General features: G+C 34.3%; 16 protein-coding genes. 5 read left to right on the top strand and 11 right to left on the bottom strand.

Annotated features, from left to right (window positions below; genetic code table 11):
• Positions 1–112: 112 nt before the first annotated feature.
• The 8 genes from SOM12_RS13035 to SOM12_RS13000 all read right to left on the bottom strand — a co-directional run bounded on the left by SOM12_RS13035 (position 113) and on the right by SOM12_RS13000 (position 9,867).
• Positions 113–1,735 carry a UxaA family hydrolase gene (locus tag SOM12_RS13035; protein WP_111377120.1) on the bottom strand — a complete coding sequence of 541 codons (1,623 nt, stop codon included), beginning with the start codon at positions 1,733–1,735 and terminating at the stop codon, positions 113–115.
• 35 nt (positions 1,736–1,770) lie between these two features.
• Positions 1,771–3,216 carry a tagaturonate reductase gene (locus SOM12_RS13030; protein ID WP_320493732.1) on the bottom strand — a complete coding sequence of 482 codons (1,446 nt, stop codon included), beginning with the start codon at positions 3,214–3,216 and terminating at the stop codon, positions 1,771–1,773.
• 220 nt (positions 3,217–3,436) lie between these two features.
• Complete coding sequence (locus SOM12_RS13025) at positions 3,437–4,105, bottom strand: bifunctional 4-hydroxy-2-oxoglutarate aldolase/2-dehydro-3-deoxy-phosphogluconate aldolase (RefSeq protein WP_320493731.1); 669 nt, start codon at positions 4,103–4,105, stop codon at positions 3,437–3,439.
• A gap of 12 nt (positions 4,106–4,117) precedes the next feature.
• Positions 4,118–5,140 (bottom strand): sugar kinase, encoded by a 1,023-nt coding sequence (locus SOM12_RS13020; protein WP_320493730.1) that lies wholly within the window; start codon positions 5,138–5,140, stop codon positions 4,118–4,120.
• Positions 5,141–5,238: 98 nt separating this feature from the next.
• Positions 5,239–6,639, bottom strand: coding sequence for a glucuronate isomerase (gene uxaC / locus SOM12_RS13015; protein ID WP_320493729.1), 1,401 nt, complete (start codon positions 6,637–6,639; stop codon positions 5,239–5,241).
• 24 nt (positions 6,640–6,663) lie between these two features.
• A complete protein-coding gene (locus SOM12_RS13010) occupies positions 6,664–7,455 on the bottom strand; it encodes a gluconate 5-dehydrogenase (RefSeq protein ID WP_095930797.1) in 792 nt (263 codons plus the stop codon).
• A 4-nt stretch (positions 7,456–7,459) separates the two neighbouring features.
• On the bottom strand, positions 7,460–8,299 hold the full coding sequence (gene kduI, locus SOM12_RS13005; RefSeq protein ID WP_095930798.1) for a 5-dehydro-4-deoxy-D-glucuronate isomerase: 840 nt from the start codon (positions 8,297–8,299) through the stop codon (positions 7,460–7,462).
• Positions 8,300–8,397: 98 nt separating this feature from the next.
• Complete coding sequence (locus SOM12_RS13000; RefSeq protein ID WP_095930799.1) at positions 8,398–9,867, bottom strand: MFS transporter; 1,470 nt, start codon at positions 9,865–9,867, stop codon at positions 8,398–8,400.
• A 408-nt stretch (positions 9,868–10,275) separates the two neighbouring features.
• On the opposite strand from SOM12_RS13000, the gene SOM12_RS12995 reads away from it, so the two are divergent.
• Entirely contained in the window at positions 10,276–11,214 is a 939-nt protein-coding gene (locus tag SOM12_RS12995) for an alpha/beta hydrolase (RefSeq protein WP_320493728.1), read from the top strand.
• An 86-nt stretch (positions 11,215–11,300) separates the two neighbouring features.
• Here the strand turns inward: SOM12_RS12995 and SOM12_RS12990 are convergent, their stop codons facing one another.
• The 3 genes from SOM12_RS12990 to SOM12_RS12980 all read right to left on the bottom strand — a co-directional run bounded on the left by SOM12_RS12990 (position 11,301) and on the right by SOM12_RS12980 (position 16,377).
• A complete protein-coding gene (locus SOM12_RS12990) occupies positions 11,301–12,677 on the bottom strand; it encodes a PepSY-associated TM helix domain-containing protein (protein ID WP_320493727.1) in 1,377 nt (458 codons plus the stop codon).
• 136 nt (positions 12,678–12,813) lie between these two features.
• Positions 12,814–14,046, bottom strand: a complete 1,233-nt coding sequence (locus SOM12_RS12985; RefSeq protein ID WP_320493726.1) for a DUF4374 domain-containing protein — start codon at positions 14,044–14,046, stop codon at positions 12,814–12,816.
• Positions 14,047–14,070: 24 nt separating this feature from the next.
• Positions 14,071–16,377: a TonB-dependent receptor gene (locus tag SOM12_RS12980; RefSeq protein WP_320493725.1), complete on the bottom strand. Its 2,307-nt coding sequence runs from the start codon at positions 16,375–16,377 to the stop codon at positions 14,071–14,073.
• A 191-nt stretch (positions 16,378–16,568) separates the two neighbouring features.
• On the opposite strand from SOM12_RS12980, the gene SOM12_RS12975 reads away from it, so the two are divergent.
• The 4 genes from SOM12_RS12975 to SOM12_RS12960 all read left to right on the top strand — a co-directional run bounded on the left by SOM12_RS12975 (position 16,569) and on the right by SOM12_RS12960 (position 21,381).
• Positions 16,569–17,600 (top strand): helix-turn-helix transcriptional regulator, encoded by a 1,032-nt coding sequence (locus SOM12_RS12975; RefSeq protein ID WP_095930804.1) that lies wholly within the window; start codon positions 16,569–16,571, stop codon positions 17,598–17,600.
• A gap of 514 nt (positions 17,601–18,114) precedes the next feature.
• The gene (locus SOM12_RS12970; protein WP_320493724.1) at positions 18,115–18,429 is read left to right on the top strand and encodes a hypothetical protein; all 315 of its coding nucleotides are present in this window, start codon (positions 18,115–18,117) and stop codon (positions 18,427–18,429) included.
• A 114-nt stretch (positions 18,430–18,543) separates the two neighbouring features.
• Complete coding sequence (locus SOM12_RS12965) at positions 18,544–20,805, top strand: CocE/NonD family hydrolase (protein ID WP_320493723.1); 2,262 nt, start codon at positions 18,544–18,546, stop codon at positions 20,803–20,805.
• A 15-nt stretch (positions 20,806–20,820) separates the two neighbouring features.
• Positions 20,821–21,381 (top strand): 2'-5' RNA ligase family protein, encoded by a 561-nt coding sequence (locus tag SOM12_RS12960; RefSeq protein ID WP_320493722.1) that lies wholly within the window; start codon positions 20,821–20,823, stop codon positions 21,379–21,381.
• Positions 21,382–21,539 lie beyond the last annotated feature (158 nt).

The following is a 21,539-nucleotide window of genomic DNA, read 5'->3' as shown; positions in this document are numbered from 1 at the left end:
GTGCGTCTCTACAGATAAACCTAACACAAAAAAAAAGACGCACTATATCGTACGTCTTCTATATAAACCTTTGTCACTTTGCTCCTTAGAACCTTAGCACCTAAAAATAAAACTAAAGCGACACCCCTCTTTTCCAAGGAATAAAATCGTTCTGATTTAAAATAGCAGCTTTTGTTTTAATGTTACCGCTGGCAACATCAATAATAAACTCAAGCATTTCGTCAGCCATTTCGTCAATTGATTTTTCACCCGTGATAATTCCTCCAGTATCGATATCGATAATATCAGACATTTTATTTGCCAATTGTGTATTTGATGAAATCTTTACAACTGGCGCAATCGGATTTCCTGTTGGAGTTCCTAAACCTGTTGTAAACAATACCATATTTGCACCAGAACCAACCATAGCCGTTGTACATTCTACGTCATTTCCTGGCGTACATAACAATGTAAAACCTGGTTCGCTAATATATTCTCCATAATCGTAAACACCTGTAATTGGAGATGTTCCACCTTTTTTAGCGGCACCAGCCGATTTCATAGCATCAGTAATCAAACCGTCTTTGATGTTACCTGGTGAAGGATTCATATCGAATCCTGAACCTGCATCAACAACTGTTTTTTCGTACCATTTCATTAAGTCTAAGAAACGTTTTCCATCCTTATCATCTATACAACGATTTACTAATTCTTGTTCTACTCCACATAATTCAGGGAATTCAGAAAGAATTGTAGTTCCACCTAAAGCAACTAAATGATCCGATAACACTCCCAATGTTGGGTTTGCAGAAATTCCAGAGAATCCGTCAGATCCACCGCACTCTAAACCAATTCTTAATTTAGATAATGGAGCTGGTTCTCTCTTAATTTCGTTTGCTTTTTTAATTGCTTCAAAAGTGTCTTTTACAACACTGCTCAACATCGTTTCAATTGTTCCGATAGATTGCTGATCGTAGATTAAAACAGGCTTTTTACTGTTTGGATTAATCGCATCTAAAGCTTCTTTGAAAATTGAAATCTGAAGATTCTGGCATCCTAAACTCAAAACCGTTGCTCCAGCCACGTTTGGATTATTTACATAACCAGCCAAAAGCTTCGCTAAACTGTGAGAATCCTGACGAATACCACCGCAACCACCTTGGTGCGTGATGAATTTCACTTCAATATTATTGAATAAATTAGCATCGTTTGAAGCTTCTTGATTTCCTGCTCCACCCGTTTCTGATTTCACTAAAGAACGCAACAATAACTGATAATCGTTCTCTTTTGGTTTCATCAATTCTTTCTCAAAAATATCTTTTAAGATCTCGATGTTTCTGTTTTCACAAAAAACCAATGGAAAAAATAACCATACATTTTCTGTTCCAACCTGTCCATCTTCTCTATGATAGCCCTGCCACGTTCTATCTTTCCATTTATCAACATTTGGAGCGTTCCAGCCAATCGTTTCTGTTTTACCAGTAACTTTATCACTTTCGTGTTTTACGTTTGCTGTAGAAAGCAAACCGCCTTTTTCGATTCTAGCGCTTGCTTTTCCAACCAAAACACCATACATAATGATTCTGTCCCCTACATTAAAAGGAACCATTGCAATCTTATGTTTCATTTTTACATCAGACTCTACGGTAATTGATTGTCCTTCAAAATCAATCACTTCGCCTGCAGTAAGATCCACCAAAGCAACCGCAACATTGTCGGTTGGGTGTACTTTTATTAATTTTTTCTGCGTTGCCATAATTAACCTTTGTTCTTTTGTTTTGTTGTGTTTTTTTATTTTATTCTTTCTTGAAACTTAGCAAAACCAGCTTCAATTCCGTTTGAATCAATTTCTTCTAATGCAATTGTAATTGCTTTTGTCAACCCTGGAATTTCAGTTAAATCTTGATCCCAGAAACCTTTGTTTTGCAATGTTAAACGAGCAATTTTCTCGTAATCGTCAGATTTCCAAAGTCCGTTAAAGAATGTTGTAATATCTTCACCATCTTTAACCGGCAAACTTTGACCATTCCATGTTCCTTTGTAGAAACGAATTAAGCTCGCTAATGAAAAAGTCAAATTAACAGGCAATTCTTTGTTAGCATTATAATATCCTAATAAACTAGGCAAAACTCTTACTTTGAATTTCGATACAGAATTTAATGCAATATCAGCAAGTGCATGTTTGATAAATGGATTTTTAAATCGGTCCATTACTTCCTCAGAATAGGCCGTAATTTCATTTTTGTCCATATCAAGAGTTTCACTAATTTCACTAATAACGCTGTTTACAAATTTTCCAGTAAAATCTCCGTCAACAGTTTCCATTACTAATTTATTACCATGCAAAAGTGAAAAAGGAACCATTGCCGTATGCGCACCGTTTAAAATACGAACTTTAATCATTTTAAAAGGACGTATATCATCAACGATTTTTACATTCAAATCTGTTTTATGGAAAGGCAATTTTGCTTTTAGATCATCTCCACCTTCAATAGCCCAAAGGAAAAAAGGTTCAGCCGCAACAATTAAATTGTCCTCATAATCTAATTTATTATTGTATTCTTCGATTTCAGCTCTTGGATATCCAGGGACAATTCTGTCAACCAAAGTGCTATGGTATGTACAAGCATCTGATACCCAAGTTTTAAATGCATCCTCTAATTTCCATAAATCAACATACTGCAAAATATATTTTTTAAGCGTCTCAGAGTTATAATCAATTAATTCACACGGAATTATTGTAACTCCTTTAGAAGCATCTCCATTAAAATGCTTAAATCTTTCATGTAATAAAACCGTCAATTTTGCAGGAAATGACACTGGCGGCTGCATGTCTGGAGTATCACTTTCAATAAATTCAATTCCAGCTTCTGTAGTATTAGAAACAATAAACTGAAGTTCTTCTTCTTTGGCTAAAGCCAAATAATTTGCAAATTCAGTATATGGGTTTATCGTTTTTACAATATTATTAATCAACACAATATCTTGTATCTTTTCACCCTTTTTAATTCCGTTCATAAACAAGGTATAAAGACCGTCCTGCTCATTAATCATATTTACCATACCGTCTTTCAAAGGCTGAACTACTGCAATACCGGCATTAAAATCAACTTCTTTATTTAATTTGTCAAAAGCATAATCAACAAAGGCTCTTAAAAAATTACCTTCTCCAAACTGAACTACTTTAATTGGCTGTAACTTTTCTAATCCTGTATTTACTCTATTTAATTTTTTCATTTTGAATTTTCTTTAATGCGTTATAAATAACCATTTATAAACCCTATTTCATTATTTCTGCCTTTAAAATTGTAAATGAAACATTACACCCGATTGAGTAAAATAAAGCCGGCTGTGAGGAATGGCTAGCTAAATTTTTCAAGCGTAATGTTCAATTACAATCTCTAAAAATCTAAAAAAAACTTATAAAATAAGGAGTTGGCATGATTACCCCTTAATCTTATTTTCTAATATCTTTTATAATGTCAAGAACCTGTTTCACTTTTGCAGTAAGTCCGTCGAAGTCTTTATTGTCAAGTATGTCTTTAGAAATTAACTGAGAACCCAAACCAACGCAGGTTGCCCCCGCATTTAACCATGAACTCAAGCTTTCTTTTGTTGGATAAACACCGCCTGTAGGCATAATGTTTGTCCACGGACATGGGCCTTTTATTGCTTTTATGAATTCTGGCCCGTACGTATCAGCTGGAAATAATTTTACGATTTCACAACCTAATTCTTCTGCTCTAGCAATTTCTGTCAAAGTACCGCAACCTGGCGACCAAAGTACTTTTCTGCGATTACATGCTATAGCTATATCTTCTCTAAAAACTGGTGTTACAATAAAATTTGCTCCCAAACTCATGTATAAAGAAGCCGAAGCCGCATCTGTAATAGAGCCAACTCCTAGAATCATTCCTGGTAGTTCTGCCAAAGCATATTTGTTCAAAACTCCGAAAACTTCGTGAGCAAAATCGCCTCTGCTGGTAAATTCCATTAATCTGGAACCTCCATCGTAACATGCTTTTAAAACTTTTTTACTCAGCTCAATATCAGAATGAAAAAACAACGGAACCATACCGTTCTCTTTCATGGTCTGAGCTACTTCTATTCTTGAATATTTTGCCATTTTTATTTAAAATTATCTTGATACTAATGCAGAACCATCACCATCAATCATATTCTCAACTTCTTTTAAAGTAACCAAGTTATAATCTCCTGCAATTGTATGTTTTAAACAACAAGCGGCAACTGCAAAATCTAATGCTCTTTGATTATTATTTTGATATTCTAATAAACCATAAATTAATCCGCCCATAAAAGCATCACCGCTTCCTACACGGTCTACAACTGGTGTAACTTCTTTTACGGCTGCGCTATAAATTGCTTTTCCGTCGTATAAAATTCCGCCGATTCTTTGATGCGAAGCGCTAACAGAATAACGAAGTGTCGTTGCGGCAATTTTTAAGCTCGGAATCAATTCAAACAATTTATCATATACCGCTGGAAGTGATTTTTCATCCTGATAATTCGGATTCACTTTAGGAATTCCTAACATGAAATAAGCCGTATCAATATCTCCTAAAATCACATTGCTGTACTTTAGCATTTCTGGCATAACCTCACTCGGAGTTTTTCCGTATTGCCAAAGTTTTGACCTATAGTTTAAATCGCATGAAATTTTAATTCCTTTTTTATGAGCGACTTTAATCGCTTCTAAACAAGCTTCTGCTGCACTTTCTGAAATTGCTGGCGTAATACCGCTCCAGTGAAACCATTCTGCACCTTCCAAAACTTTTTCCCAATCAACTTCTCCTTTTTGGATAGTCGACATGGCACTGTGAGCACGATCGTAAACGACATTACTTCCGCGAGTTCCTGCTCCAGTTTCTAAGAAATAAATTCCTAAACGCTCTCCTCCATAAACAATGTTTTTAGACTCGACATTCATCTTTCTGATTTCTTTTAATGCAGAAAAACCAATTTCATTTTCAGGCAGTCTGGTAACAAATTCAGCATTTACACCATAATTAGCCAACGAAACACATACATTGAATTCTCCGCCACCATACGTAGCACCAAATGCTGTAGATTGCGAAAAACGCAAATGTCTTTCTGTCGATAAACGCAGCATGATTTCTCCAAATGCAACTACTCTACTCATACTATATTTTTTTTGCCACAGATTTCAAAGATTATAAGGATTAAGAAAACTTAGCGAGCCTTGCGTAAATCTTTGCGAACCTTGCGGTTAGACTTTATTTAAAACTTAAAATATTCTTTAGCATTGTTGTATGAAATATCAGAAACTAATTTTCCAATCCATTTCATATCATTTGGAAGCTCTCCTCTTTTGATTTCGTCTCCCAAAAGGTTACACAAGATACGTCTGAAATATTCGTGTCTTGGGAACGATAAGAAACTTCTTGAATCTGTAAGCATTCCAACAAAACAGCTAATTAAGCCCATGTTTGAAAGTGCGTTCAATTGTTTTGTCATTCCATCTTTCTGATCTAAAAACCACCATCCAGAACCAAATTGTACTTTTCCGCGAACGCTTCCGTCGTTAAAGTTTCCAATCATCGTTGCTATAACTTCGTTATCAGCAGGATTCAGGTTATAAATAATCGTTTTAGTCAATTTATCTTTACTGTCTAAAGCGTTTAAGAAAGCTGATAATTTTTGCGCTTGCGGATAATCTCCAATAGAATCCCATCCTGTATCTGGACCCAAAATTCTATGCATACGTGCGTTATTGTTACGCAACGCTCCTAAGTGAAATTGTTGCACCCATCCAAACTCATGATAAGTTTCTGATAAGAAAACCAAAATAGCACTATGGAATTTCAAAACTTCTTCTGGAGACAATTGGCCATTTTCTCTTTTCTTTTTGAAAATAGCATTTACTTCACTTTCCGTAAAATTCTCAAAATCAATTTGATTCAATCCGTGATCGCTCAATTTACATCCGTTTGCATTAAAGAATTCAATTCTTTTTCTTAATGCAGAAAGTAAATCAGCATAAGTGTTAATTGCAACTCCGGACACATCCCCTAATGTGTCCAGATATGCATTATATCCATCATTAGCAATTAAGATGGCTTTATCAGGTCTGAAAGCCGTACTCATCTTGATTCCAGTTGAATTGTTGGCGAATTTTTGGTGAAATTCTAACGAATCAATTGGATCTTCTGTTGTACAAACTAATTCAGCATTTACTTTTTTAAGAAGGTTTTGTGTGCTGTAAGCTTGAGAATTTATTTTTTCTGAAGTTTCGATATAGATTTTCTCAGCCGATTTCTCATCCAACAAATCATAAATATCAAAATAACGAGCCAATTCTAAATGTGTCCAGTGATACAATGGGTTACGCATAGTATACGGAACCGTTTTTCCCCAGTTTAAGAACTTATCTTTATCAGATCCATTTCCAGTTACAAACTGCTCGTTGATTCCCAATGTACGCATTGCACGCCATTTGTAGTGGTCACCGTTAATCCAAACTTGCGTGATATTATCAAAGATTTTATCTTCAGCAATAAACTGTGGATTTAAGTGATTATGATAGTCAATAATAGGCTGATTTTTAGAGTAATTGTGGTACAACTCTTCAGCATATTTATTTTCTAATAAAAAATTATCGTGTATGAATTTCTGGCTCATGTCTTTTAAAATATAATTTGAAAATTATTCTTCGTTTGAAGGTTTTCCGATTGTTGCAAGGATTCCTCCATCAACATATAAAATGTGACCGTTTACAAAATCACTCGCTTTTGATGATAAAAATATCGCTGCTCCAGCCAAGTCGCTTGGATCTCCCCATTTAGCTGCCGGCGTTCTGCTAATGATAAAATCATTAAAAGGGTGTCCGTCAACTCTAATCGGTTTTGTTTGTTCTGTAGCAAAATATCCAGGACCAATTCCGTTGATTTGAACATTGTACTTAGCCCATTCTGTTGCCATGTTTTTAGTTAGCATTTTCAAGCCTCCTTTTGCAGCAGCGTAAGCAGAAACGGTATTTCTACCCAACTCGCTCATCATAGAACAAATGTTGATGATTTTCCCTTGTCTTCTTTCAATCATTCCTTTTGCAACATGTTTAGAAACGATAAACGGACTTACAAGATCAATATCTACCACTTCTCTGAAATCTGATACTTCCATATCCAATAGCGGAATTCTTTTAATAATTCCTGCATTATTGATTAAAATATCGATTGGTCCAACTTCGCTTTCAATTTTCGCAACAGCTGCTTTAACTTCTTGCTCTTCGGTTACATTAAATTTGTAACCCACTGCATTGATACCTTCACTTTTTAATTCTGCTACAGCATTGTCAATTTTTTCTTGAGAAGAATTTCCATTAACCACAATTGTTGCTCCTGCTTCACCTAATCCTTTTGCCATTGCCATTCCCAGTCCGTGTGTACTTCCCGTGATCAAGGCAACTTTTCCTTTTATATCAAATAAATTTGTCATTCTCTTATCTTAAATCAGTGATTTTACAAACATCCATATCTCCGTAATCTAAGTTCTCACCCGCCATTCCCCAGATAAAAGTGTAATTACTAGTTCCTGAACCTGAGTGAATAGACCAAGGCGGAGAAATTACTGCCTGATGATTGTTCATCCAGATATGTCTTGTTTCCTGTGGCTGTCCCATAAAGTGACAAACGGCTTGATTTTCTGGAATATCCAAATAGAAATAAACCTCCATTCTACGATCATGAACGTGTGCTGGCATTGTATTCCAAACACTTCCTGGTTTCAATTCTGTCATTCCCATTTGCAATTGGCAAGTGGTTACCACGCTTCCAATAATCATTTGGTTTACGGTACGGTGATTTGCCGTTTCCATTGTTCCTAATTGCAGTTTATTAGCTTCAGCTAAACTTACTTTCTTAGTAGGATAAATGGTATGTGCCGGCGCAGAGTTTAAATAGAATTTAGCAGGATTATTTTTGTCATCACTTTTAAAAACCACCTCTTTATTTCCAGCTCCGATGTACAAAGCATCTTTAAAACCTAACTCATAAGTTGTTCCTTCTACCACAACCGAACCGCTTCCTCCAACATTGATGATTCCTAATTCTCTTCTTTCTAAAAAATAAGGAGCTTTAAGCGGATCAATAGTTTCTAAAGCTAAATCGCCTTTTACAGGAACTGCAGAACCTGCAATGTATCTGTCGTAGTGTGAATAAACCAATACAACTTCATCTTCCTGCATTAAGTCATCAATTAAGAATTCTTCTCTCAATTGCTGTGTATCATACTTTTTTACTGCTTCAGGGCTTGACGCGTATCTTGAACTATATTTTGTCATAATTTTAATTTAATGTAATCGATTGCACAAAATTATATTTTTATATTTAAATAGCATAATTGAAACGAAAAAAATATTTCAATTCTGTTCATTTTTCTTTATAAATTAGTGATTGGGCTATATTTAGGAACCAATGATTTCATTACAATCCAACCCGTTAAGTAGCAAACAGCACAAATGGAGAAAATGATGAAATATCCAGCCTCAATCCCTTTGAATCCCATAAAGGCCATATTGGTATCTTTTGCATAATCAAATAATACTCCAGATCCTTTATTAATTAATGTTGAGCCCACACCACCTGCTAAACCTCCAATTCCGGTAATGGTTGCAATGGCTTTTTTAGGAAACATATCTCCTACTGTTGTAAAAATATTTGCCGACCAAGATTGGTGAGCCGCACCTGCAATTCCGATGATAATTACAGGAACCCAGTAACTAATATATCCTAATGGCTGTGCGATTAAAGCTAACAATGGAAAAAATGCAAAAATTAGCATCGCTCTCATTCTTCCTTCGTACGGATTCATTCCTTTTTTCTCTACGAAATAAGTTGGAAGCCAACCTCCAATAATAGACAATAATGTAATCATGTAAAGCACAAATAATGGTAATGCAGCTTCTGTAGAATCCATTCCGTAAACAGAACTTAAATACGCTGGTGTCCAGAACAAGAAGAACCACCAAACACCGTCTGTCATGAATTTACCAAATGCAAAAGCCCACGTTTGTTTGTATTTAAAACATTCCATTAAAGAAACTTTTGAAGTCGTTTCTGGTACATAACCAACTAATTTACTGTCGGCAATGTCATCTTGCTGAATATAAGCCAATTCTTCTGGCGTAACTTTAGTATGTTTCTCAGGTTTATCGTACATAAACATCCAGAATCCCATCCAAACAAATCCTAAAGCTCCAATGATAATGAAAGACATTTCCCAACCGAAAGATTTTGCAATAAACGGAATTGTAATGGGCGCCGCCAAAGCTCCAACTGTTGCCCCAGCATTGAAAATACTAGTTGCAAAAGCTCTATCTTTTTTAGGAAAATATTCTGCTGTTGTTTTAATAGCCGCAGGAAAGTTACCTGCTTCTCCAACTGCTAAAACGAAACGAGCAAAAATAAATAAAGCCACACTTACATTGATTACCAATGCTGTATCGCTTATTGTGCTGATTATTTCTTTTGAACCGTGAAACCCTACAAACCATTCTCCTGTAATAATTCCTGAAGTTGCAATACCGCAAAAAGCGTGAAGACAAGCTCCTACAGACCAAATTCCGATTGCCCAAAGAAATCCTTTTTTAGTATCTAACCAATCTACAAATCTTCCTGCAAACAATAAGGATACTGCGTAAAAAATAGAAAACAAAGCGGTAATATTTCCGTAGTCGTTATTGGTCCAGTGGAATTCTGGCGCGATAAAATCGCTCCATGTTAACGAGAGTACTTGCCTATCCAAGTAATTGATGGTAGTCGCAAAAAACAGCAATGCACAAATACTCCAACGGTATTTTCCTGTAGATTTAATGCTTTGTTTTACTGCAACAGTTTCGGTTTGATTCATAGTAAGTGGGTATTATAGTTTTGTAATTTTTGGTCATCTTAAAAGACTATATTTACTGCTTTCTAAAAATATTAAAATCAATAAATTAACACCTTCAAAGAAAATTAATGTAATCGATTGCACAAATATAGTTTTTAATCTGTACAATCCAAATAATATTGTATAAAAAATTATTTTAGCTTCTAAAATAAACATAATACATAAAAAAAAGAATACAAAATTACACATTAAACAATATATTTGTTAAAAGTGAACGGGTGAAATTCATCCTTTTTAAGGGGTAAAATTGTCCTGAAATTTACAATTATGAAAGTATCTTTTTGTAAATTTCACTTCATTAAGACTATCGGTTGCAATTTTTTAAGCAAAAAACGTATAGTATTACAAACCAAATAATTATAAACAAAATTGAAAACTACAAGAACACAATTTTCAAGAGGAATTACATTGAGTTTTCTTCTTTTTTCGGGGCTATTTTCTATGAATGCACAAAATCAAGTAATCTCGTTATGGGATAAAATTCCAGATGAAGTAAAAGCAACCAATTATAAAGAGAAACCAGAATTAAAAGACGGAAAATTACAAAGCACAAGTCAAGTCTCTGTTCCTACTTTGAGCATTTTTATTCCTAAAGCAACAAAACCAAATCAGACTGCTGTTGTAATTTGTCCGGGTGGCGGCTACACGCATTTGGCTTTTGATAAAGAAGGCACAAAAGTCGCTGAATGGTTTAATAGCTTAGGGATTACGGCATTTGTCTTAAAATATAGAATGCCGACTGATTTAACAATGAAGAACAAAAACGTTGGACCTTTGCAAGATGCTCAGGAAGCCATTCGCTACGTAAGACAAAATGCGGCAAAATGGAATATTGATCCTAATAAGGTTGGAATTTTAGGTTTTTCTGCTGGAGGACATTTGGCTTCAACGGCATCAACTCATTATGATGATAAAGTTTATGAATCTGCTTATAAAGTAAGCGCACGCCCTGATTTTTCACTGCTGATTTATCCTGTGATTTCTATGGAAAATGAAATTACGCACAAAGGTTCTCAAACCAATTTGCTAGGAGAAAATCCTTCAAAAGAGCTAATAGATTCTTTTTCGAACGAAAAGAAAGTGACTTCTCAAACGCCTCCCACTTTCTTAATTCATGCTACAGATGATACAGTTGTTATACCAGAAAACAGTATTAATTACTATTTGGCTTTAAAGAAAAATGGCGTTTCAGCAGAGTTGCATATCTATGAAAAAGGCGGTCACGGATTTGGATTAGGCATAAGTGATACAAACAAATTCTGGACTAGAGATTGTGCTGAATGGCTCAAAGCAAACGGATATAATTAAAAAACAGAAAGGCAAAACTTTTACAAGTTTTGCCTTTTATCAAAAAAAAAAACAAAAAAGGAATTATAAAAACCGATTTAATATGTTTAAGCAGTAATTTCTTGTTCTGCTGGATTTTTCAATTTAGGAGCGGGAATTGCTTTACTTGCCACTTTTGGTTTTGCGGCAGGTTTCTTTTTGCCAAATTTCTGTTTTCCCCACCAGATAATAAATCCTGTAATGGGTAAGCTGGCAGAAATTAAACTGGCCAAAAATGCAATAATTTTACCCGTAAGTCCAAGAACGCTTCCTACGTGAATATCGTAATTCATACGTCGGATTTTGTCTGGAATATTGGCTTCGATATACTTTCCTGAAAAAGGAGTTTTAATCGAAATTTCCTTCAAGCTTTGCTGATCAAAACTATAACGATCCATGTTATAAAAAGTGTGTTTCTGTTTGTAAACAAAAGCACCAATCGGATCTGCAGGTTTTCCTGGAATACTAATCATAATTCCGGCTGCCTGAGGATTTTCTTTTCTTAAATTCAATAAAACTTTATCAGCTGTTGTGATATTGAACTCTTTTACATTGGTTGTATCAGATTTTGGAGATTCGCGGTTTTCAGTCAGCGGTTTTCCTCCAGAAGTTACCCAATACAAAGATTTACTCCACCATCCAAAACTCCATACTAAGCCTGTTACGGCAATAAAAAACAGGAAGATACAGCTGTAAAAACCAAATACATTATGCATGTCATAATTAACACGTTTAAAGCTGGCATCCCATTTAATTTTAAAACTTTTATCTATAATGGATTTAATCCATTTGGTTGGCCACCATAAAACGATTCCCGAAATTAATAATACCACGAAAATTAAAACCGCAACTCCAACAATCGGTCTTCCAATATCATAAGGAAGCCATAGTGCGCGGTGTCCGTTTAAAATCCATCTGAAAAAATCTGGTGAATCTCCTCTAGAAAAAGTCTTCACATTTAATACTTCACCCGTATACGGATTCATATAAACGCTTATAAAAGTTCCTTGTCTTCTTCCTCCTTTACCCTTCTTTTCCTTTCCTTTTCCTTTTTCGCCAGGTTTTCCTTGAGGTTTCAGTTCAGATTTTGCCTTTTCTTTATTTTGGGCTAGCTCTTTTTTTCTCTCTCCTCTTTTTTGTTCTCCTTTTTCACCACGACCTCCTCTTTCACCTTCTTCTTTTTTCTCTACAAAATAACCTACAATCGCAGCTTCATCTTTTGCACCAAAAGTTACACTGGTAGCTTTTTTATCTTTCATTTTTTTATCTGCAATCGAAACCAATTGCGATGGCAGCAAAAATGCTTCCTTCTGAGGTTTTACAAAACGCCAGTCTTCAATAAAATCTTTTATTTCATTTTCGAAAACATAAATACAGCCGGTAAGACTGACAATAACTACAATAATTCCAGATGCTAAACCGAGCCACAAATGCAGCCAAGCCATGATGCGCTTAAAAAGCGACTTTTTACTTTTTTTCTTATTATTTGGTTTTGAAGAAGAAAACATAATTGGATAGATAAATAGGATAAATAAAAAAACCGCAAGTCCTCATAAAATAAGGACTTACGGCAAAAAAATATTAGTATTTTAATTTTTGGATTGCAGTAATTTGTCCGCCTTCCACTTTCATACCTTTTATTGCAACAGCAGTTGTACCGTTGATTGAGTAAATCCAGTTTCCGTCAGGAGTATTGATACCTACAATTGCAGAGCTTCCATCTTCTGAAGTAATATTGTAACGGCTAGTTACAGAAGTTAATGTTTCTGGAGCACCTGTTACCCAAGTAAATGTTTGGTTGTAAACATCTGCAATTGCCATTTTAACTGCACCGTTGTTTTTTCCAACATTTCCGTACATTAACAATAAGAATTTACCTTTTGAAATGTAGCTTGTAGAAGAAATTTTATATCCTCCAGATTTTTCTTGAACATTAAAGAAGTACGTTTTATCAAACTCTGTAGTTCCTTTTTTGATTCTCACAACCGCAGACGGTTTTGTAGAAGTCATTACAGCATTGCTAGTTGCAATTGCACCAGAGAAACCGTAAGCATCTCCATTTTCATCTTGGAATAATCCGTTTGTGAAATAAGCTCCCAAATAACTTGTACGGTTATCTTTGATTACTTTTTCTAACTTCAATTCTGGGTAGTTGTAAACAGCAACCCAAGTACTATCTGGATTTGCAGTTCCAAAGTTGTCTACACCGTCTCCTTTAATACTCATATAAGGCATGTACACTTTATCTCCAACTTGAGTTGCCCAAGTAAAGAAAGCTCTTTCTCCGTTTTTAGCCAATACTTTAGTGTCTTGTTGTGCTTCACCAGTAATAAGCGATTTTGTAGCATCAATTTTGTACATAGAAGCAATAGAAGCACCACTTCTTGGAACTTTAATCGTTAAAATATCTTGGTTTACAGCAGCAAATACGTGTACCGTTTCTGCTTGAAAATCAGATTTCTTAACTAGTTTCCCTTCAGAATTTAAGTTATAAGTGGTAACAGCTCCTGGGTTTCCTTGTCCGTAAAGCAAACTAAAGAAATTGTTTTGTGCTGTAATGTAATAACGATATGTTCCGTCTTGCTCCAATCCGTTTCCTGTAGTCGTGATAACTCCAGCAGAAACATCGTCTGCAGTTAATAAATAATCTGCAATTCCTGCTGCACCAGTTGTTGCAGTAATAATATATTTCGTTTTTCCTGTATCGTTTCCTCCGCCAGTTTCACCTCCTGATTTATCAGAATCACTGCTGCAAGAAAATGCTGTAAAAGCTAAAACAGCTGATAATAAAGCTAATGTTGTACTTTTTTTCATTGTATTATGGTGTTTGTATTAAATTTAATTATTTGATTTACTGAAGTAATATCTCAACTTGATGTAAAAAGCTCTACTTGGTTTTTGTAAGGAGAAATTATCGTAAAGCTTATTATCTAAAAGGTTTTTGCATTCAAAAGCAATATTGTATTTTCCGTTTGCCATCGTATAAACGGCATTCAAATCATGGCTAAACTGCTGCGGAATTTCCAGTTTGCTGTCTTTGCTTCCCATACTTGGCCAAGACAAATAGTACGTATGCACATAAAGCAAGTTGTAACCAACAGAAAGATTGTTTCCTTTTTTCCAGACATTATTAAAAAACATTGTCGCATCTGCATTACCAAATAAATAAGGCATATTCGGAATTCTGTCATTATAGAAAGGAGACACATAGTTCTGATTAGGCTCGTACATTGTTTTGTTTCTAATATTCTGGTATGTAGCATTGAAACCAGCCGTAAAACGATTCGCGTATGAATATCTAACCTCACCATCGATACCGTAATTCGTCACTTTTCCTTGATTGACATTGGTTGTCATGGTTTGGTTATTATTCAATGTCGGACGAATAAAGTCTACTGCATTTCTATGCAAAAGATTTACATCAAATGATAAAGCATTCTTTTCGCTAAAACTCGTCTGATAACTTGCTCCTACATTATAATTGTTGCTCGATTCAGGTTTCAAAGCAAGATTTCCTTCTAAATTATCATTAACATTACCAAAGATTTCCTCTGGAGTTGGCAATCTATACGTCTTTTCATAAGAGGCTTTAATCTGCAGATTACGTTTTAAATAATAACTCGTAGCCGCTCCATAACCCGTTGTAGAAGTATGGTCTACATATTTCTGATAAGCAATATCTCCTGTAGCTCCTGAAGGATTGTAACTTCTAGAATAAGTAGTTTTTAATGAATAATCTTTTAGAAACACAGAAGTACTCCACTTATCATTGTAATCCAATTTATACCCTAAACCTAAAACATTTTTCTGCGTTTTTTTAGGCTGTTTATAAACCAATGATTCAGGAACCAACTCATCACTTTCTTTACGATCGAACGTATTAAACGTATTATTGACCATAAAAGAGTGTCTATCATTAAGCGTGTAAGTCGCGTTGGCAGTTGCAATACCATTGTTGTTATAGAACTTACGAAGCGTTCGGCTTCTTTCTCCTCCTGCTCCTTCATATTGTTTGTAATCGCCAAACCAATTGTATCTTCTAAAAACAGTATCAATATTCTGTTCGTATCCAAAATTGTAATTACCTGTTACATTTACATTAAGGCCTTTAGTAAACAAATCTTTTACCTGATATTTTAAAGTAGGCATTACAATGCTTCCTTTTCTGTAAATCTTTCCAAAAACACTTACCATTCTTGCACCAGTCTGAATATCTGCTTGATTTTCTCCTCCAGTAAAACCAATCATTAATTTATCAGCATATTTTTTACCCGTTACCCCAACATTTACAATTACGGTTTCGTTGCGATATTTATCGTGAAAACGTCTCACTCTCTGATTTGGGAAATAAGCACCCGTATTTAAATCGGCTACATCTACATTTACCCAATAATTATTATCTGAATAGTTTTGAAAAGCATTAATTTCTGTTGTAAAACCGCTTTTTGCTGTATAACCCGCATTGATGCTTGAACGATGCGTATTAAAAGAACCGAATGAATAAGAAGCATCTACAAAAGTTCTTGGTTTACTATTGGTTACAATATTTATTGCTCCACCCAAAGCATCTCCTCCTAACCAAATTGGCACAACCCCTTTGTAGACCTCTACGCGATCGGCAAGATTGATCGGAATATTATTCATTTGAAAAGAAGAACCAAAATTATCCATCGGAACTCCGTCAATAAAAACTTTAATTTGATTTCCTGAGAATCCATTTATAGAAAGCTCCGATCTAGAACCTACTCCGCCCGCTTCACGGTTACGCACCCCAGAAACACGGTCCAAAGCATGCGATAAATCTAAAGTTGAGTTGTGTAGTTTTCTAGCATCAATGGCAGTTACACTATAGGATTGTTTATTTACTTTATCCGTTTGAGATCTTCCTAACACGGTTACACTTTCTAACTCTTGCAATTCGCCTTCCATTTTAATTGAAACATCCAAATTGCCTGAAACTTCAATCTGTTTTTTCTGAACTGCAAATCCCATTGCGGAGATTTTTAATGTATGTTTTCCTGATGGTACATTTTTTAAAATATAGTTTCCATTTTCATCTGAAATAACACTTAAACCTGTTTTCTCGATTATAACTGTTGCAAACGGAATTGTTTCTCCAGAATTTTCAACAACTTTTCCAGACACTGTGAAACCCTGATTTTGCTGGGAAAATGATAAGAACGTGGTTAGAAAAAATAAACTGGCAAATAAAAATTTTTGAGCTGACATATCTTTAATTAGACTAATTATAAATAACTTTGCTGCAAAAGTACCATCAACGTCTCCAAAAAAGATAGGGAAAAACGGATTATTATTTTGTAAAAACGGATTATATTTTGAAAATCAAAGCCACTCTTCTAACTTCTCAAACGCCCATCATTAAAATTCAAATTGGAGATAAATATTATCCGAAAAGTATTTTAACCGAAGAAAATGTTCATATTGAAAATGACCATTCGGAAAAAATAATTAGTCGCCATTTCATCACCGACGGATTAGTCCTATTGGATACGCAATTGTATTTCTCCAATTCTAAAACTATTCTTTTTGAAATTGACGAAGAATCGATTGTTATGAATTTTATTTATAGCAGTAACATAGAAACTCATATTGATCAATTGGAAAGTGAAAAGTATTCTAAAGAAAATACACACAATATATTTTACACCAATAATTTTAAAGGATCATTTAAAATTCCGGCTCACAAAAATGTAAACTATCTTTCGATTATTCTTTCTAAAGAGTTTTATTATAACATCATTAACGAAGATTGGCAGCTGCATGAAAAATTTTCAAAAAAAATTCTTCAGAAGCAATCCGGTTATTTAATCTCAAAATATCTTCCGTTTACACCAGCAATCCAGTGGGTAACTTCGGAGATAAAAAATTGCACAAGAGAAGGTCTTTTAAAAAGAATTTACATCGAAAGCAAAATTAAAGAGTTGCTTATTCATCAGCTCGAAACATTAATTATCAAACCTTTACCAGCAGAAAATATCAACGAAGAAGATTACAGCAAACTTTTAGAAGCAAAAAAAATACTAGAAAACGATTATCGCAACACACCTACTCTTCCTGAACTTTCAAGGCTTATTTCGCTAAACGAATTCAAATTAAAAAAAGGCTTTAAAGCTTGTTTTGGAACAACTGTCAAAAGCTATATCATCAAACTTAGAATGGAGCATGCCAAAGAATTATTTCAAGCCAAAGCCTTTACGGTAAGCGAAGCGGCGTATAAATGCGGATATAAAGACGTTTCTCATTTCTCGGCCGCGTTCAAAAACTATTACGGATTTTCTCCCCAAAAATTTAAAATCAATACCGATATCCTTCAGTTTTGGTTTCTCGCTTTTTCATTTATATGCTAAAAAAGGGTTTTAAAATTCAGTCCGTCGACTTCCTCTTAAAACCCTTAAAATAAGACATTAATGTATAATCTAAACTTTTTATACAAGTACCCACGATCAAATGAATATGTCAAAATTTAATTCAAAAAAAATGTTTCTCCAAAAAACATGAATTAGTTAAAATCTAAAAAATGGCATTCTAAAAAAGGTAAAAAACAGCATTTGTTTTTAAATTTCAACATGCCAAAAGTAGAGCCCTTAAAAGAGAATACCTTACGGTTTTCCTCATTGCATGAAAAAATTAACAATATTATTTACAATTAAAAACCTTAAGTGATTGTACTGCAAAATATTGCCAAAATATACTTTAACTAAATTTTAGCATAATAAAATATCAAATTCATACATAAAAAGGACGAAAAAAGCCAAAAAAAAATATTTCTTGTCCTAGATTAAGTCTCTTTTTCCCAAACCCTCGCTACATTTGCATGTAATTCTTTTAATTAGATAATTAGAATCTTAGAACCTCAAAAAAATGAAACAACTGCAATTTTTATTACTAGGAAAAAATGAAGCTATTTTGGCTATTCTACTTCGTCTCGTTAATGCAGATGAAAATTGGAACGCAGTAGCTTTTAATAATGAAAAAGAAGCACAAGAATACTTTCAGAATAATATCATTGATATTGTTCTTTTGAGTTCTGCAATAGAGGATCATGTCGAAAAAGAATTTACTTCTTTCTGTTTAAAACATCAGCCAGATGTTGAAGTCATTGAGCATTTTGGAGGCGGAAGCGGTTTATTAAAATCTGAAATTCTTCATCGATTGCATCTAAAAGGAAAGCTTTAGCATACGCTTTTCTTTTCTAAATATAATAAAAATCCACTTATTGATTATAAGAAATTTATGCTATTTTTGAGAACACAAATTTAAACCAATACCTCAAAAAGTAAGTTTCTTAAGATGAAAAAAAGCATCATTCTTTTATTAATTTGTTTTTCCTTTCAAATAGGAACTTCACAAAAAATCTATTTCGAAAAAAGCAATTACAAAGACAGTCTGTCTCTTAGCAAAAGCATACCGCTTCTTGCCAAAAAAGTACTTCCTCTTTATAAAAATCCAAGCAGGGCTTCCTATTTAGACAATTATGCCAGAATACAATCTGTTGCAGGAGATTTTAAAGGAATGCATGAAACTTTTGTGACCTATTCGCAGGAAATTTTAGGTGACAGTATTGCCAACAGACCTCTAGGATTTGTTTACAAAACGTATGCAAAAACAGCCTCAAAAGAACCTAAAACAAAGGCTGATTTTGAAAAAACCTTTACAACCGAGTTCTACAAATTATACAATACTTTAAATGTAGACGGAAAAAGTTGGGCCGAAGGGTATTATGAATTAAAACTATCTGACATTAAAAACGATTTTGAAACCCAGCTTAAAGCGGTTCAAGATAATGACAGCATTAGTGTAGAAAATGCTGCGCAATTGTGCCGACAATATTCTCGCTATTTGATTTTAAGCAAAACGCTTTCACTTGCTCATAAAATAATTGCAAAAATCGAAGCCGATACTTATATAATAGACCGCGATATCATTATTACATTGCCCAACGGAAGTACAATTTCTGCTACGATGGTTAGACTTAAAAATGTATCTGAACCACAGCCCGTGGTAATGAAATATAATATCTATGCAGGAAATGAAGTTAGTGACTGCAAAGAAATTGCGAATATGGGCTATGTGGGTTTTGTTGCCAATACACGAGGCAAACGTTTAAGCAATGATCCAATAGAACCTTATGAACACGATGGCGACGATGCGTATCATATTTTGGACTGGGTTAGCAAACAGCAGTGGTGCAATGGTAAAATCGGATTATACGGCGGCAGTTATTTAGGTTTTAGCCAATGGAGCGCTGTAAAAAAAGTACATCCTGCTTTAAAGACAATTGTACCGTTAGTTTCTGTTGGTGCCGGAATCGATTTTCCGATGCAAAATGGAATTTTTATGAGCTATGCCTTAAAATGGATTCATCTGGTTACCAATACTAAATTAACAGATCTCAATAGCTTTTTGAACAGCAAAAAATGGGACGAAGTTTTTACGCAATATTATAAAACCGGAGCGAGTTTCCGTTCCTTAGACAAAATTGAAGGCAATGCTTCTCCTTTGTTTCAAAGATGGCTGGATCATCCTGCTTATGATAGTTACTGGCAAAATATGACGCCTCAAAAAGAAGCATTTGCGAATATTAATATTCCTATTTTAAGCACAACTGGCTATTATGATGACGATCAGCTTGGAGCGATGTATTACTACAATCAGTACCAAAAATATAATAAAAGCGACAATTATTATCTTATAATCGGGCCATATGATCATGGCGGTTCGCAAGGCACTCCTCGAAAAGAATTAGGAGGCTACACAATCGATGAGGCGGCAAATATTCCGATTAATGCTATTATCTTTCAATGGTTTGACCATATTTTGAAAGGTGCAAAACGTCCTGAAATTTTGAAGGATAAAGTAAACTTTGAAATTATGGGCAAAAATGAATGGAAAAGTGTTGCTTCGTTAGACCAAATGCACAATGATAACCTAACTTTTTATTTAAGTGGCAGCAATTCGAAATACTCCTTACAAAAAACAGCTCCTAAAAAGGCTGTTTCTATTAACCAAACGGTTGATTTAACAGATCGATCTGAAATTAACATCTACAATGATGACTACGTAAATGGTTTTCCTAAAGTTATAGATTCGATTTTTAAACCAGAAAAACATCTGTTGGTTTTTGAAAGTGATCCTCTTGAAAATGCAACTATAATTAGCGGTTCCTTAAAAACGTCGTTAAAAATAAGCACCAACAAAAAAGATATTGATGTAGAAATACAGCTTTACGAAAAAACAGCCAAAGGTCAATATTTTGCTTTAACCAATAATTTGCAAAGAGCCAGTTTTGCAAAAGATAGAACCAAAAGACAGTTATTGACTCCTAATAAAATAGAAACAATTGACATTGAGCAAACTTTTATAATTTCTAAAGAATTAGAAAAGGGAAGCTCAATTGTAATTGTATTAGGAGCCAACAAAAATCCGAATTGGGAAATTAATTACGGTACAGGTAAAAATGTGAGCGACGAAACTATTGCTGACGCTAAAGAACCTTTACAAATAAAATGGTATTCTGACAGTAAAATCATAATTCCGATTTTAAAATTGTAAAAACATTTTTCAGCTATGGAAAAAACATATTCAGTTGTATTTTATTCTAAAGGATTAGTCGAGCCTGTTAAAAAATTGAAAGACTTTTTGAAAAGCAAAATCGATTGGTACAACAGCTGCAATTCTGAAGCCCATATTACGATTTGTGAGTTTATAATTGACGAGTCTCAATTCGATTCTATCAAGCAGAAGCTTTCAAAAGTTTCGGATACTTTTACGCCTTTTGAAGTGTCTTTAAATCACTTTGATTCTTTTCCGAATGCTGGCGCTTTTTTTATTGGTGTAAATGAAGATTCAGAAAAAAATCTTGTTCCGATTATGAAAAAGATTCATGAAACTTTGAAGTTTTTAAAACTCAAAAAAAGCGACAACCCGCACCTATCAATCGGACGAAGATTAACTCCCGAAAATCTGAAAATTGCTTCTGAACTTTTTACCACAATTGATCTTCAATTTGAATGCAATGAAATTGTTTTAAGGGAATTTGATCCCAAAGTAAAACAGTTTTTTGTGATTGATGCTTTTCCTTTTGGAAGTAATCCAGAACCTGAGTTTTTGCAGGGGAGTCTTTTTTAACCGCAAAGAGCGCAAGGTTTTTTCGCAAGGTTCGCAAAGATTTAAGCAATTTGTAAGCGTAAAGTTTGTCATTTCGATTTCTATGATAAAACCAAATCTTTTTCATAAAAGGTTTGGTTTTTTATTACTGCAAAAACTCTATGGATTATTTTGTTTCT

Origin of the sequence: Flavobacterium sp. CFBP9031 (genome assembly GCF_034044945.1) — a bacterium.
Taxonomy (GTDB): domain Bacteria; phylum Bacteroidota; class Bacteroidia; order Flavobacteriales; family Flavobacteriaceae; genus Flavobacterium.
Note: the sequence above shows the minus strand (reverse complement) of the source record. Positions and strands in the feature narration are given on the sequence as shown.